Origin of the sequence: Cellvibrio sp. PSBB023, from assembly GCF_002007605.1 — a bacterium.
Classification (GTDB): domain Bacteria; phylum Pseudomonadota; class Gammaproteobacteria; order Pseudomonadales; family Cellvibrionaceae; genus Cellvibrio.
Window position 1 is genome coordinate 2884227 of the sequence record NZ_CP019799.1, and the last position, 16328, is coordinate 2900554.

11 protein-coding genes are annotated in these 16328 nt (G+C 50.5%); 4 read left to right on the forward strand and 7 right to left on the reverse strand.

From position 1 onward, the window contains the following. Positions 1-15: 15 nt before the first annotated feature. Positions 16-1113, reverse strand: a complete 1098-nt coding sequence (locus B0D95_RS12615) for a sensor histidine kinase (RefSeq protein WP_078044218.1) — start codon at positions 1111-1113, stop codon at positions 16-18. A gap of 191 nt (positions 1114-1304) precedes the next feature. Between B0D95_RS12615 and argH the strand changes: the two genes are divergently transcribed. The 3 genes from argH (at position 1305) to B0D95_RS12630 (ending at position 8006) form a co-directional block, all read left to right on the forward strand. Beyond that, on the forward strand, positions 1305-2702 hold the full coding sequence (argH, locus tag B0D95_RS12620) for an argininosuccinate lyase (protein ID WP_078044219.1): 1398 nt from the start codon (positions 1305-1307) through the stop codon (positions 2700-2702). Between the two features lie 190 nt (positions 2703-2892). Next, positions 2893-5025: a PAS domain-containing hybrid sensor histidine kinase/response regulator gene (locus B0D95_RS12625; RefSeq protein ID WP_078044220.1), complete on the forward strand. Its 2133-nt coding sequence runs from the start codon at positions 2893-2895 to the stop codon at positions 5023-5025. Between the two features lie 5 nt (positions 5026-5030). Then, the gene (locus B0D95_RS12630) at positions 5031-8006 is read left to right on the forward strand and encodes a class I adenylate cyclase (RefSeq protein WP_078044221.1); all 2976 of its coding nucleotides are present in this window, start codon (positions 5031-5033) and stop codon (positions 8004-8006) included. A 13-nt stretch (positions 8007-8019) separates the two neighbouring features. On the opposite strand, the gene B0D95_RS12635 is transcribed toward B0D95_RS12630, so the two are convergent. Both B0D95_RS12635 and B0D95_RS12640 read right to left on the reverse strand, forming a co-directional pair. Continuing rightward, on the reverse strand, positions 8020-9135 hold the full coding sequence (locus B0D95_RS12635; RefSeq protein WP_078044222.1) for a hypothetical protein: 1116 nt from the start codon (positions 9133-9135) through the stop codon (positions 8020-8022). Positions 9136-9212: 77 nt separating this feature from the next. After that, entirely contained in the window at positions 9213-9725 is a 513-nt protein-coding gene (locus B0D95_RS12640) for an ester cyclase (RefSeq protein ID WP_078044223.1), read from the reverse strand. 194 nt (positions 9726-9919) lie between these two features. On the opposite strand from B0D95_RS12640, the gene B0D95_RS12645 reads away from it, so the two are divergent. After that, positions 9920-10891: an AraC family transcriptional regulator gene (locus B0D95_RS12645; protein WP_078044224.1), complete on the forward strand. Its 972-nt coding sequence runs from the start codon at positions 9920-9922 to the stop codon at positions 10889-10891. 169 nt (positions 10892-11060) lie between these two features. On the opposite strand, the gene B0D95_RS12650 is transcribed toward B0D95_RS12645, so the two are convergent. The 4 genes from B0D95_RS12650 to B0D95_RS12665 all read right to left on the reverse strand — a co-directional run bounded on the left by B0D95_RS12650 (position 11061) and on the right by B0D95_RS12665 (position 16308). Continuing rightward, the gene (locus B0D95_RS12650) at positions 11061-11579 is read right to left on the reverse strand and encodes a hypothetical protein (protein ID WP_078044225.1); all 519 of its coding nucleotides are present in this window, start codon (positions 11577-11579) and stop codon (positions 11061-11063) included. After that, entirely contained in the window at positions 11580-13049 is a 1470-nt protein-coding gene (locus B0D95_RS20655) for a hypothetical protein (RefSeq protein ID WP_210403621.1), read from the reverse strand. 385 nt (positions 13050-13434) lie between these two features. Further along, the gene (locus tag B0D95_RS12660) at positions 13435-14790 is read right to left on the reverse strand and encodes a PAS domain S-box protein (RefSeq protein ID WP_078044226.1); all 1356 of its coding nucleotides are present in this window, start codon (positions 14788-14790) and stop codon (positions 13435-13437) included. A 108-nt stretch (positions 14791-14898) separates the two neighbouring features. Continuing rightward, positions 14899-16308: an MFS transporter gene (locus B0D95_RS12665; RefSeq protein ID WP_149867910.1), complete on the reverse strand. Its 1410-nt coding sequence runs from the start codon at positions 16306-16308 to the stop codon at positions 14899-14901. Positions 16309-16328 lie beyond the last annotated feature (20 nt).

A 16328-nucleotide genomic window follows, 5' to 3' on the forward strand; every position in this document is an offset into this window, starting at 1 on the left:
AATTGCGGGTTATCGCTATTGTGTTAACGGGCAAAAAATATAGGTGGTGAATACGCCATTTTCCGCACTGCTGGAAAGGCGTGCCGCTGCACCAAAGTGGGCGGTGAGGCGACGGCGAATATTATCCAATGCCATACGGTTATGACGTTGCGCGGGTTCGCTATTGTGCTGATTTTTTTTCACCAACAAATAGGGGTTGCTAATGACGATGCTTAATTGCTTATCGTTTTGCGAGACTTTAATCGTAATGTTTCCCCCGCGCGGCAGCGGTTCCACGCCGTGGAAAATGGCATTTTCTACCAGCGGCTGCAACATCAAGCTGGGGATTTTTAGCTGCGGGTTGCACTCGCTAATTTGCCAATCCACCTGCAAGCGTTTACCCAGGCGCAACTGCTCTATATCCAAATAGTGTTTGCACAGGCTCAGTTCGCGCTCCAGCGGGATCAAGCTTGGCTCGGCCAGGCTTGCGCGAAATAACTCCGATAAATCCTCCACCACTCGCTCGGCAGTATCCGGATCAGTCGCAATTAAACTGGCGATGGAATTCATACTGTTAAACAAAAAATGCGGGCGAATACGCGACTGTAACGCCTGAATACGCGCGTGCATTTCCGCCTGTTGCTGGTTGCGCAACTGCTGCTGCAAATACAAATAGCGCAATAAAATACCCGCTAAAATCGCAGCGATCACCATATTATTCAGCAGTTGCCAGCCGTTAAATTCAAAGTGATAGTCGTCCACCAGCGCGAGACCGCTGAAGCCATAAATAATCCATTGCCCGGCACTCGACAGCACCAGCGTAATCACCAGTACCAACGCATAACTGGTGCACCCGGCGCGCAGGTGGCTCTGTCGCCCCAACCAAAAACGCAGTCGGCACAAGGCAATCGCACTGAACAGCACCACCCACTGGATCTGCACCGAGATCAGCGCCAGCTTGTCCCAATTAAAATGCTGCAGGCCGGACGAGGCGCTGATCGTCAGCAGTACCGCCAGCAGCTCCGCCACCAGTACCAGTAAAAATACGGACTGGCTGCTGCATAAATCTGCCAGAAAGGGATTGGCAGGCTCGGCAGCGTCAGGTGCAGGCGGCTTGTCCCGGGTGGTCATCATAAATTCTCATTGCTCGACTGAAGAAATGCCTTACCGGCGCAGCGACTTATTTACAGGTCATCTTTTATGGGTCGTTGGGCTATAATGCCCGGCCTGCGGCGGCTTGCCTTGTTAAAGAAGGCCTAGAGGTGAATATAGCCTATGCGCGCCTGCCATCTCTTTCATTATTTCTAGTTTGTGGACACTTCCTCATGAGCCAAAACGATCAGCCCATCAAACCCTGGGGCGGCCGCTTCAGTGAAGCCACCGACGCCTTTGTTGAGCGTTTCACCGCCTCTATCGGTTTTGATTACCGCCTCTATCACCACGATATCAACGGCTCCATCGCCCACGCCACCATGCTCGCCAAAGTCGGTGTGCTGACCGAGGCCGAGCGCGACCAGATCATCACTGGCCTTGAAGAAATTCGTGCAGAGATTGTCGCCGGTAAATTTACCTGGTCCGTCAGCCTTGAAGATGTGCACATGAACATCGAAGCACTGCTCACCCAGCGCATCGGCATCACCGGCAAAAAGCTGCATACCGGACGCTCGCGCAACGATCAAGTGGCCACCGACATTCGCCTCTATTTGCGCGACGAAATCGATGCAATCGCAAAAGAATTGACTCGCTTGCAACAGGGCTTGCTGCAAGTCGCAGAAGCCAATGCCGATACCATCATGCCCGGCTTCACCCATTTGCAAACCGCCCAGCCAGTCACTTTTGGCCATCATTTATTGGCCTGGTTTGAAATGTTGCAGCGCGATTATGGCCGCCTGATGGATTGCCGTAAGCGTGTAAACCAATCGCCTTTGGGCGCCGCTGCACTCGCCGGCACCACCTACCCCATCGACCGCGCTTACACTGCGCAACTGCTGGGTTTTGATGCGCCGACCGAAAACTCACTCGACTCCGTGAGCGACCGCGACTTCGCCATCGAATTCGCTGCCTTCGCCAGTATATTGATGATGCACTTGTCGCGCGCGAGCGAAGAGCTGGTGCTCTGGACTTCATCGCAATTCAGCTTTATCGATTTACCGGATCGCTTCTGCACCGGCTCCTCGATCATGCCGCAAAAGAAAAACCCCGACGTGCCCGAACTGGTACGCGGTAAAACCGGGCGCGTGTATGGCCATTTGACGGCGCTGTTGACGCTGATGAAATCCCAACCTTTGGCCTACAACAAGGACAACCAGGAAGACAAAGAGCCAGTGTTTGATGCCATCGATACAGTGAAAGATTGCCTGCGCGCATTTGCCGATATGGTGCCCGCCATCCAGCCGCGCAAAGAGAAAATGTACGAAGCAGCCAAGCGCGGCTTCTCTACCGCAACGGATCTGGCCGATTATCTGGTTCGTCGCGGTGTGCCTTTCCGCGATGCGCACGAGATTGTCGGCAAGTCAGTCGCCTACGGAGTACAAACCGGTAAAGACCTGTCGGAAATGAGCCTGGCCGAACTGCAGCAGTTCTCCACAGTGATTGAGCAGGATGTGTTTGCAGTGTTGACGCTGGAAGGTTCAGTCGCCGCGCGCAATCACATCGGAGGCACAGCGCCGGCGCAGGTAAAAGCAGCGGTTGAGCGCGCCAAGCACAATATCGCTGCACGCTAAACTACCGCGCGATTATCGCCACACAAAAACGCCGCTTATCGATGATAGGCGGCGTTTTTTTATCCCCTCTCTTTGTCGCCTAAACCCGCTCTTTTTCCGGTATTTGCTGGTATTTGCACCAAAATGAACTAGGCTCTACATCTGGCAGTTTGTTTTTTGTCCAGATGATACCGAGGTGCAAGTTAGGGACATGAGTGAACATTCCCCCCATTCAGGAAGCGCTGAAGCCGCATTGGCAGCCAAGATTAAACTGCTTGAGGCAGAACTCGCCTCGTTGAAACAGCAACAGCAGCAAATGACCGACAGGGATACCCGCCATCAGTATGCGATGGAGGCCACCAACGACGGCTTGTGGGATTGGCACATTCCCAGCGGCAAAATCTATTTCAATCACAGTTACCTGCGCATGCTCGGTTACGACTACGGTGACCTGCCCGCTGACCTGTACACCCTGCGCGAGTATTTTGTCCACCCGGACGATGTGGACGATGTGCTCACCGAATACCAAACCGCGCTGGATAACCGCCGCGAATCGGTGCAATTGCAATACCGCCTGCTACACCGCGACGGCAATAGTATTTGGGTACACGCCAAGGCCAAGTTCTTTGAGCCGGACTCCCAAGGGCGCGCCACTCGCTGCGTGGGTATTAACAGCGACATCAGCGACTTTATTAAAGCGCGTGAAGACCTGCTCGGCGCCAAAGCCCAGGCCGATTTGGCCAATAAAACCAAAAGTGAATTCCTCGCCCGTGTCAGCCACGAAATTCGCACGCCCATGAATGCGATTATCGGCATAGGTTATTTGCTGCACGACACGCCCCTGGATGAACAACAACAGAGTTACCTCACCAGCATTAATTCAGCGGCAGATTCTTTATTACAAATCATCAACCAGTTGCTGGATTTCTCCAAAATTGAAGCGGGCCGCGTCATTCTGGAATACGCCCACTTTGATATTGAACAGCTGTTTGAAAAAATATCGCGCCTGTTTGAAATTAGTGCACTGCACCGCACCGTCAATATTGTGTATGACATCAAGCCTGATGTGCCGCGTTTTTTGCGCGGCGATGCATCGCGCTTGAGCCAAATTCTCGGGCATTTAATTAGCAATGCGTTTCAATATTCCCACACGGATCAAGTGATTGTGCGCGTAGCCAAAACACGTCAAACCCATAAAACCCTATTGCTGGATTTCACGGTGGAAGATAAGGGCGTGGGTATGTCGCCCAAACAACTGGCGACCATCAAAGAGCAACTGGTGTTTAACAAAAACCTGATCTCCACCGATAAAAACACCTACGGCCTGAGTATTTGCAGTCACCTGGTGCATTTAATGCAGGGCAGCTTTGCCATAGAGTCCAGCCCCAACAAGGGCTGCAAAGTCAGCTTCAGCGTGATGTTGGAGCACAGCCATCTGGGTGAAAAAACCCTGCTCAGCCAGCCGCGCTGCCTGAATAATATTCGCGTCCTGATTGTCGATGACAACACCATTGCGCGTACGATTCTTGCCAGCACAGCACGCAGTATTCGTCTGCAAGTGGATGAAGAGGACAACGCATTAGGCGCGATTGAGCGCATCCGCCACGCAGACCAATGCGGCAACCCCTATCATTTTGTATTGCTCGACTATCGCATGCCGAGCATGAACGGCCTGCAGCTCACCGGGCTAATCAAATCGGATTGCCACTTGCAGCAAAAACCCTGGGTATTTTTGATTTCTGCCTATCACCGCGATGAAATATCCAGTGCCGATCCCAACGCCTTGTTGGTTGATGAATTTTTAAGTAAACCGGTCAGCGAGTCGCGCCTGTTTGATGCCATAGGCCAAACAATTGCGCAGGTACAATCGCTGCAAGATATCAGCCCGCCCATGACCAGCGACGGTGACAATCGCGCACTGCTGGAACATACCCGCATTCTTATCGCGGAAGACAATCTGGTTAACCAACAAGTGCTGCGCGGTATTTTGAAAAAGAAAAATATCGCCAGTGTTATTGCAGCCAACGGCATTGAAGCGCTGCAAATACTCGATACAACCGAACAGCCATTTGATGCCATATTGATGGATTTGGAAATGCCGGAGATGGATGGCATAGAAGCCACACGGCAAATTCGCGCGGGTGCGGTAGGCGGTAAATACCCGGCAGCACAGATTCCGATTATTGCCGTTACCGCCCAGGCAATGCGCGGTGACCGCGAACGCTGTCTAGCGGCAGGCATGGATGGTTATTTATCCAAACCGGTAAACCCGGAATTACTTTACACAACACTGGCCGATATTTTACGCGCGCAGGCTGTGACCAATGACCATACACCACGCTGACACTTATGCTTTCTCGCCCCATAGACATTCACGATATAGATGACGGTGTTGACCGCAAACAACTCAGTCAACTCAAGCAGCGTTTTCTCGATTTAAACCAACAGCGTTACGCGCGAACTTGCGCCGCATTGTCCGAGCGCCAACAACAATTTTTACAATTATTGCCGCTGCTATTTCACGTCAATCACCCCATGCTGCCGGGCTATGTCTCTCACAGTACACCCGCCGGTGTTTATCAATTTTCCCCCGATGCCGACCAACTGCGCTACGCCAAAATCCTTGCACGCAGTTTTCATTACCAGCGCGACCTCACCGAAAAAACAAGCCATATCGATGCACTGTTTATTATGGGCAGTATGGGCACCATTGCGCAGAGTGAATCCAGCGATTTGGACGTATGGGTGTGTCACAGCCTGGAAAATACTCACACGCATGTGCATGAGCTGGAACGCAAATGCACCTTGATTAGCCAATGGGCGGCGCAGCAACTGCATTTTGAAGTGCACTTTTTTTTAATGCAGGCACAGGAGTTTGCCAGCCAACGCCATAGCGGGCTCAGCAGCGAAGCAAGTGGCTCGGCACAACACTATTTATTATTGGATGAATTTTATCGCACTGCACTGTGGTTGGCAGGCAAGGTGCCGCTCTGGTGGTTTGTCCCCGCCACGCAAGAGCAGGACTACAATAACTATCGCGACAAACTGCTTGGCCGGCGCTTCCTGAAAGCACAGGATGTAATTGATTTTGGTGGCCTGCCCGACATTCCCGCCAACGAATTTATTGGCGCTGGTGTGTGGCAGCTTTATAAGGCGATTGAATCGCCCTACAAATCGGTTCTGAAATTATTGTTGTTGGAAGTCTATGCCAGTGGCAGTAGCGCCGCGCTGCCGGAAGCGGGCACAACAGACACCAATGTTGATGCCTGTAGCGCAGCGGAACCACTAGCACTGAGTTTAAAGCGCGCTATCTACGCCGGGGAGCCCGACGCCGATTTACTTGACCCCTATGTCATGGTCTACCAGCGCATTGAATACTATTTGCAACAATACCAACAACTACAGCGGCTGGATTTGGTACGCCGCTGTTTTTATTTCAAAGTAAATAAAGCCTTATCGCGCACCAGCCGCCACGGCAAAAAATCCTGGCAGCGGCAATTGCTGGATAAAATGGTCGCAAATTGGAACTGGTCCAATCGCGATTTATTAATGCTGGACAACCGTGCCTATTGGAAAGCGCCGCATGTTATTACCGAACGCGCGCTATTGGTCAATGAGTTGAATCACAGCTATCGCTTATTAAACGCATTAAGCAAACAACATCGCGATGAAATTGCCATCACCAGTGATGAGCTGATGATTCTAGGGCGCAAATTGCACGCCGCCTTTGAGCGCAAAGCGGGCAAAGTGGAATTAATTAACCCCGGTATTTCCCGCGACATTAGTGAAGAGGCACTCTGTTTCCTGCGCGCCACCAAAGACGGCAATGAAACCAGCACAGATGAAAACCTACAGGGTGATGCAACACTCGAAGACCGCGCAACAGACACCAGTTGGCAACTTATTCGCGGCACCCAACAGGATGTGATGCTGCGCTATATTGATGTAGAACCCATTAAACGGTCACGCAGTTTGCTGGAATTATTGCTCTGGTGTCACGCCAACCAGATTCTGGAAAACCACACCAAAATCGACATAGTGGGCAGCGATGTAGAGATCACCCACAGCCAAAAACAGCAACTCATCCAGGCCTTACAGCAATGGTTACCCCTTCCACTCACCATTGGACACGAACAATTTACTCGCCCGGCGCAAATTGAACGGCTGCTGTTGATTATTAATACTGGCGTTGAACCCCAGGTAGAACTCTACAAAAAAGGCATGCAAATGCTGAGCAACCAACGCGACGCCTTGGGCTATAGCGGGCTGCGTGAAAATTTAATCATCAATGCCGATGTTATTCATATTAATTCCTGGGGCGAATTGGTATGCCGTCACTATGCCAAGGATGCACTGGTCAATTGCTTGTTGCATTACTTCCGCTTATTTTCACCGGGTAAACCCCTGAGCTTGCCCGAATTGAGCATTCGCTGTTTTAGCAGTAGCCAAGGCAATAATATTGCACACCGCCTCACCGAATTATGGCGCGACCTGATTGGCTGTTTTTATTCCGGCACTCGCCCGCGCACCAGTCGTTATGTTTTGGAAGTAGGCGATGAATATCTGCTCCTGCAATTTGTGCAACAGTTGCCGCAAATCCAGCGCTTTAAAAGTTATGAGAAATTACTGGAGCGTTTGGAGCAAGCACAGAGCGACTACAGCCCGATTGTGATTGACCGTCACGGGCTGCGCGATAAACCCTTGCGGATCATGTGTGAGACCGCCAAAAAGCGCGCGATTTACCTGTTTTATTATCTGGATGGCAGCGAAGCCAGAATCACAATTATTGATGAGCGAGGCTCTTTGTTTAGCATTAATACGCCTTACCACAACCAACAGACATTATTACGGCCGCTGGTGAATTTCATTAATGCCGCACTACAGCGCCAGTTATTGGATGGTCACCAACCGGTAACACCCAACGAGCCCAAAGATATTTTGATTTATGAACTCACAGGCAATATTAAACAGCATCAAGGCATTGCCGAGGTACGCCAGTTGCAAAAGGATTGGTCGCAATTGCATTTTATTAATATCAAAGCCATTGCCGAAATGGACGGTGAACATCAATTGCGTTACACCATTTTTTGCGATGAGCAGGAATTTTCTGCACTGCGCTATGGCGACAATTTATTTGCTGCGGTTGCCCAGTATATTGTGAGCCGCCGCCAGCGCGGTGAACGCTACCCTTGCTACATTACCGATCTGGACTTATCCCTCTGTCACGACACAATTGCCCAACAAACCGGTGTGCAACTCGGCCATTATTTGCGCTTAAAAGCAGAGCTGGAAACCAGGCTCAACCACGCCTTGGGCCAGATGTAAACCAGCAGCAGTATTACATCTGCAAGGTAAAATCCGTGCGCGCCACTTCTTTGCCGTTTACCTGAATCGCCAACTGATGGACGCCCGCATAATAGCGGCGTGTGGTGATGGGTTTAAAAGAATGCTGCTTGGTAATGGTCAAGACTTCCTTCGGCGCGAGAGTGATATTTTTTAATTTGAACACCTTGGGCGCGACTTTTCCGTTGGATTTCATAAAATAAATAAGGTAGTCCACCACCAAATTTTGCGACTGCTTACCGCCGGTAAGCTGGCAATTAAATGCGAGTGTATCGCCAACGGCGATTTTCTGTTTATCCAGAGTAATATCACTGACCGCCACACTGGGCTTGGGCGCGTATCCCAACAGCGGAAATACTCGCGTATCGCCTGCCTTTACCAAACTGCGCAACGCGTGTTTCACAATCCAATCTGTGTCTTCATGTTTGTCATCCAACCACTGGCGACACAGGGCAATCATCCAATCCGGGTTATCTTTGCTGATGTCATTGAGGTTATTCGCCACAGAGCGGCGCACGTAGAGGCTGTCGTCAGTTTTTAATTTTTCCAAAATAGCCGCGAGCGGTTCCGGGTCGCGAATAAATTGCGGCAGGCGCATGCCCCAAGGCAAACGCGGGCGAGAACCTTCCGATGCCAAACGGCGTACATGCTCGGACGGATGCTCGCACCATTTCAGCAAGGTCTTGTAGGTTAGCGCAGTGTGCTGCTGGATGAAGGGACGAATCGCAAATTCAGCACTGAATAAAGGGGTGAGTTTTTCCAAGGTTTGCAGTGCTTCTTTGGGATGTTGTAATCCGTGCACGGATACATAATCAATTACTGGCCAAGCGGCAAAACCGGCTTTGTTATCGGCGGCACTGCCTCTGTCCCACACTTCGGGCAGGGCCTGCAAATGTTTGCTGAGCGTTGTGAAAGGTAAATCGTAATGGCGATGCAACACCTCAATCAGGTGATGAACCCGCGCTTTTAATTCCAGCGCTTCCAATCCCCGCTCGGCGTCTTTTTGAAAGGCGCGCGCATTAAACTGCGGAATCACCTGCGCCACACTATTGCCTATGCGTTTAATCGCCGCGCGGCCCAAGCCGTCTTTCATTAAGGATTGTTCGGTCATTGCTTCCACCTGCACCTGTTAAATAAGGAACTATTGTTCCATAAAAAACCGGTGCAAGTGAGTTGGCTTTTGTCACCTTATTGCGCGACCCTCAGCCGCGCTGTAGGTGTGTGTTGTTCGCGCGCGGCAAAGGCGACCGGCCTTAATAAGGGCGCTGTCGCTACTGCAGGTTGCAACTCAAAACATTTGCCTTTTGTCGTGGTAAGTTTGACGGATTTTTCATACATCCAGGTTTCAGTAATTAATCCATCGCGCAGGACAAACAGCAACCGCGCACGCAGTGCCAGGCGGCACTGTGTTGCAGGCAAGCCCATAAATTCTTCGTGGTGAATTCCTTCAATACGCAAACACACGACCGCTTCTGATTCACTCGTATGGAGTTGCTCAATTGACCATTCAGGCTCAGCAAAAACATCCAGCAAAAAATTAAAAAAGGCCAGATACTCACCGCGATGGCGCGGGTCAAATTCAGGGAAGCCCCAGCAGCGCACATGCTCCGCCACATAGCGGTCAAAGTGCGGGGCAGAGCCGCTAAATGCCCCCTGCAAAAAATCGCGAATACCGGCATCAAGGTGTTGGTGGTCGGACATGGTGAACTCCTTCCCGCACGGGATGATCAGAAATACAGGCAATCAGAGCCTTACTATAAAGAGCAAGGTCGTCCCTCGATAGCAAATTACTCGTTGATTATTGCCTAAAACTCCAGACTCAAGCGCCGCCCCGTTCTACCGCCCAAGCCGACGCGCTACACTCGGTAGCAATGATTCAATCCGGGAGCGTAACAATGACCACGGCAGAGAAAAGAACGACATCGGGGCCGGATGTTGACGCCATATTGGCGGAAATGGTTGAGCGGACACTGGCCCTGACACCCGAAGAAGGCGTGAATGCCACCGCCTTTGGGCCATTGCAGATATACCGATCCAATCGCACCAGCGAGGCCATCCATGGGCGCTATGAACCCGCACTGTGCATTATTGCGCAGGGGCGCAAGCGTGCCATGCTCTGCGATGAAATTTTTAACTACAGCCCCAGCCACTATCTGGTGGCCGCTGTGGATTTGCCGGTCGTCGGCCAAGTGATTGAAGCGAGTGAAGATAAACCCTACCTGTGCGTGCGCCTGGATCTGACGCCGAAAAAAATCAGCGATCTATTAATGGAAATGGCACCAGCCAATCACCAGCCACCACAAGCGCGCGCGGAAAAAACTACCCGCACCTCGCAACGCGGGCTGTTTGTGAGCCAGGCAAACGGGCATTTATTGGATGCCGTTCTGCGCCTGTTGCGCCTGCTGGATAACCCTGCTGACCTGGCGATGCTCGGGCCGCTGCTTGAACGCGAAATCATCTATCGACTGCTGCAAGATGAGCAGGCCGATGCGCTGCACCAAATCGCACTGGCCGATAGCCATGCGCAAAAAATTGCGGCGGTTATTGCATTGTTGAAACGGGATTTTCAAAAAAGTTGGCGCATTGACGAGCTGGCACAAACGGCTTGCATGAGCAATTCATCGCTGCATACCCACTTTAAAAACATCACCAATATGACGCCGCTGCAATACCAAAAAAACCTGCGTCTGCAAGAAGCGCGACGCTTATTGTTTTCCGAAAACCTGGACGCCGCTACCGCCAGCCACAGGGTTGGTTATGAAAGCCCATCGCAGTTTAATCGCGAATACCACCGTTTATTTGGCTTGCCACCGGTGCGCGATTTGGCACAGCTGCGCGCCACCAAGCAACTGCTGGTAAATGCCTGATGCGTCATAAAAAAGGCTCCGTTGCGGACACTGCTGCCCCAGAGCATGTAGATAAAAGAAAATCCTATTTTTCGAGTTGATACAAAACGGATTTAACCACACCAAGGGGAAATGGCCCACAAGTAATTTTCGGGCCATTTTTATGGGTGCTCGCGAGGCGGCACTACAATTACAGTGCACCTGCCTCATACCTCAGCGCAAGCTCTTTTAATTTTTCCAACAAACCTCCTTCAAGCAACATATTCCTAGGAATATCCCATTGCTGCGGAGGAATTTCAGATATGTAACTCGCACGGCTAGCATTCCAGATATTAAAACCCGGTAAATTTTCTGCGCAGCAATGTGCCATTGCATTAATACCAATAAGCTCACCGTTAAATTCTTTTCGCAGACTACGCTCGAAATCAGAGGCACCTCCTTGATCCTGTGGTTTAAAAAAACCGCTTTCAAAACGATCCACTAACCAAGGAAGCACTTCCAGAGGAAATTCCTTCTGCTCCATATCCCAATGTTTTTTTAGCTTCCGCCAGAAAAGAAAATGAACGACCAGATAGTTACCTTTTATGAACAATCTTACTGTTTCATCAGGGAACATTTCATATTTAATTGAAAACAAAAACATCTCATCCTTCTTAAGATTATCCGGATCAATTAACCCAAGAGGGAACAAAACTGTTTTTTGATTCATTTAAACCACCTCTCTTAACGTTAGCGGTATTGTTTTTACATTTTTCATTTGAGATATGGGAGGTGGATTATTTTCCAATGTCAGTGTTTCCACTACTCCATATCGCGTACTTCCTTCACGGGATTGCGTTAATCCATTTCCAGTAAATTCACTGTTAGCACCAATTTCTGTACGGACATTATGTCTAGCCGAAAATCTTTTTTGATCCGCTAAAGACAGACTACTCTCATAGTCTTGCTGATCCCTCTCATTAAACTCCCTTAATCCAGCCGCATGATAAGCTTCCATATCCCTTGAATACTGCGTCTGATACTCAGGCGTCATCACATCCTTCAATACCGCAAAATCATGCTTACCGCCCAAATATTTTTGGGTCGGCTCCTGCATGTTATCCCATGTCGGGATCAGCGTATTTTGACCAAAAAGATCACCATTTTCACCTCGATCTATAATATGCAGCACATATTCTTTTTCGGGGTCGTAGGGTGTTCCCAAAATATCGGCAATCAACTGGGGATCAGTATCCGCATTTTCTAACTGATCAAAACTTGTTGCCCATACGGGCGCAAGACCACTGTCACGCTGGAAAGCGAGTTTCGCATTAGGGTCAGAATTATTAGTTTGGAAACTAACCAGAAACCGCTCCTGACTCACTTCGTTACTTTTTACTTTCGCCAGCTGTTGCTCGTCAGAGTATTTAGCTTGGTAGCCATTTGAAACCAGCCGCTCACGCGCCTCTTTCAAACCTTGCGCACACTCATCTAAGGTTTGCGGCGGGGCCTTTTTAACCGGAGGCTTTTCAGTATTGCTACCAGCAGAAGAACTATTACTCTCCGGTGCCAAAGGCACCGGCTTATCCGCTGCAGTTGCAGGCAGAAATTCCGTTGCTTTTGCCGGAGGTGCTTTGGGAGGCAGGGGAATTTTATACGCGAGCAATTCGCCTGTGGCGAGTAAATTCAATACTTCGGCCGACGGATTTTGTTTTTGATAGTCGTTATACAGACTTTCGCCTTTTAGATACCCTAAAAATACCTCGCTGCTAATGCCTAATTCATTTAATAATTGTTGGGCGGCATCAGTACTGTTAATCACTTCGGGCATCAGGTCCGTGGCGCAGTGCGGATTTGGTCCCTTGATGATACGCAAACCAATCCCGTGCTTACCTGGTAATGCTCCCACTGTCGTTAATGCCGGTAATTGATAGATCCGTAAATCGCCTCGCAAAACACACTGCGCGACCGCTTGATATATCTCACCCGGATGGCTGCCATGAAAGTAAGATGTCCCCTGCTGGACACTGCCAAGAATTTGCACCCACTGTTGCAGGCCTACCGGTAATCTGGCAACAAGACGAAAAATAGAATAGGAATCGCTGGAGTAGGCTTGTGCGGAAGAGGAGCGAGGTGAGCGTGTGCGACCGGTTAGTTCATAGGCTTGGCCGGTATAATCTTGAATAACAATATTGACCACATTGGCATCCTTGTGTTGTTGATCTTGAAAAACGGTGAACGTGCAGTGTAGGTATTTTGTCTGCTGTGTCCATAGTTAGCAGAATCCTGCACTAAAACTGTGACAGGCTTCCAGTCCAGATAAGCTGTCCCTCGATACCAATATGCTTCCCTAGGGCTCACATCACAATGATTATGCATCTATTGCTGGAATTTGCGTGTCACAGCGCTAAATCAAGTTGGACAGTGCTGCGGATCATAGGAGAGTGAAAAGAATTTTTTTGATAGTGGCGGCGTAAAAAAAGCGAACCTCAAATGAGGCTCGCTTTATAAATAAAACTATTCGGCACCTGTACTTTTACGGTGCCTTTTGATTATTGCGTTGTGACTATTAATGGGTTTTGTAATTAGCCCAGCGCTAATTGAATATTAAAACAGGTGCCGTTTTGCTCATCGGATGTCACCGCCATTTGGCCGCGATGGTGATGGGTAATAATAAAATAGGAATAGGATAAACGCTGTTCAACCGGGCAAGTTTCCGGGTGGCTGTTCATGGCAAAAAAGGGTTGGAAAATATCCAGCTGTTCATCTTCGCTCAGGCATTTGCCGTTGTGCGCCAGCTTGATCCATAGCGAATCATAAAACTCACCTATCTCGATATTAATCCAGGGTTTGTTGTCGTCGTCCCAGGATTTGGCGTTGAGCGCATAAAACGCGTTGCGCATCAGGCGCACAAACACCTGTGCCAGCTCGGCAGGGAAACAGGGAATGTTCGGCAGGTTGGCGGCGTAGTTGCGGCGAATATTAATTTGTTTAAAGGCTAAGCCATCGGCATCTTTAAACAACTGGCTCGCCAGTTCGATACTGTGATCCATAATGGGCGGAACCGCTTCCAGTTGTTTGGTTTCGCGGTGGCTGCTGGCCAGCTCCAATAAGTTTTGGGCGATGGCCGTTGCCTGTTGCGCACTTTGGCGCACTGCTTCCACTTCGCTTAATAAAAACCCTTTCACTTCACCCAAGTCTGCTGCTTCCAATTCCTGGCGGGCGCTGGATACCCGGGCAAAGATACTGTTAATCGGCAGGCTGATGTCGTACACCATGGCCGAGGCCAACTCGCCCATGGCCGATACCTTGTCGCGCTCGGCCAATTTGTTTTCCGCGTTGACTTGCTTGGTCACATCGGAAATCAAAATCACTATACCGGTATCATCTTGCTTATCGAGCGGATACAAGGTGATGTCAAAACTGTACTGACCGGGCTGGGCGTGTTTGATGATCATGGTCTCGCCGGATTCCAGCACCGACAAGACTTGCGCTTGCGTGAGGGTGATGGAGGAGTAGGCCTCCCACAAATTTTTGCCTACCACATCTTTCAAGGGGCGACCGGTCACCTCTTCGGCTTTTTTGTTCCACTGGGTTATTTGCAATTGCTGATTCAAGCCAATCAACATCACCGGCATGGAGTTCACAATGCTGGTGATATAGGCCTCCCGCTCCTGCAACTCCGCCGTACGGTGTGCAACGCGATCTTCCAGTGTGGCTTTGATATCGGTCAGTGCGCGGTTGGAACGCACAGCACGCCAGTGGGCGCGCACCATAAACACCAGCACTATCACCAGGGTCGGAATTAAGATACTGGCCGTTGTATTCGCCACGTATTGCCACTTGGTACTGCCATCTGCCTCGCGGAATACAGAAAAGATATCGGCATAGGTATTACAGCTAAGGCAGGCAAGAGCAACTAGGGCCAAGGGGTGTTTCATGAAATCAGTCTCGTGGAGGCGCGACGGCGACATAGCAGCAGAGAGCTGACTATATCGCCACAGGAAATAGGGAGGGAATTTTACAAGATAGCTCGGGGCAATAGCTATTTATTCGCGTCGTATACGACCAACCAGCCAATAGGCGCCGAATGCCGGAACAGCAAAACCGATCAACAACCAGTAAGCGGCATTACTGGCCCCTGCCACACCACCTACGTAAGATATTCCCGCCGCATTGGACACCAACCCCGCAAGCGCTGCGCCCACGGCCATTGCATAAAGCTGCACACTGGTAATCGCCGAGGACGCCAGATTTTCCTGGGCAGGGTTAGCCAATTGGAGAACGCGGGTTAACAAATGTGGCCAGCACAATCCCACACCAAAACCCGCACCGGTCAGGGCAAGAATGATCAACACTGTCTCCGTGATGGGAGGGAAGTTGCCATTCACCGGCATTAACCAGGCAAGTGCTGCCAGGGAGATAGCCACCAACAGCGGGCCAATTCGCACCAACCTGGCGGCGATTTGTGTATTGCAGCCCGAGCTAAACAGCGATGCCAAGCTCCAGCCCGCCGCCATGGTCGCCGTTATATAACCGGCAATTAAGGGTGAATGGCCGTGAATAATTTGCAGAAAATAAGGCACAAAAATTTCAGGCGAGAGCGCAATCATTAACAGGCCGATACAAATATAAATTTGCCCCAATGGCTGGCGAGCGGAATAGGCGCCATCCGGAAGCAACGGCGCAGACTCGCGCTTGTCGACCCACACCATGACCAATGCCAGACCGATGCCCAACAAAAGTGCAAGCGCTCGCCCACTATTGCTCTCCAATTGCCCCGCCATGGCAATGGCAAGCGCCGAGGCGGTGAGCAATATAATTTGTCGCACCGGGATAAGCTCCGCCGCGCCACTCTTGGGTTGCTCATCACTTAACTTTAGAACGACTACCAGGGTTTGAAACAACAAGACCGGCAACAGTGCCCAAAAGGCAAAACGCCAATGACCTGCCTCAGCAAATATCCCGCCCAGGGCGGGGCCCAGCAAGGTTGCTACACCCCACATACCGCACACCAGTGCAATGGCGCGCGCCCATAACCGCGGCTCAAATAAGGTGCGGATTAAGGCATAGCCCAAGGCGGCAAGAATACCGCCCCCCAAACCTTGCACTGTTCGCCCAAGCAACAGCCAAGGCATGTTGGATGCAGAGGCGCAGAGAATAGAACCCACCGCAAAAATCCCCAATGCCAGCAAATAGGCACGACGCGCGCTAAAGCTGGATAACAGTTTGCTGGTCAAAGCTGAACCGATAATCGATGCAACGATAAAGAGCGTGGTATTCCACGCGTAATAACCCAGCCCGCCAATATCGCTGACGACCGAAGGCAATATGGTCGTCACCAGATAAACATTCGTCGCATGAAGGGCAACGCCACCAGTCACCGCAATCGACTTCAGAAAATTACCATTACGCAGTAAATCGCCCCAGGATGCAGGCACAGTCAACTCAGTATGCAATTCACACCTCGACAAATCAG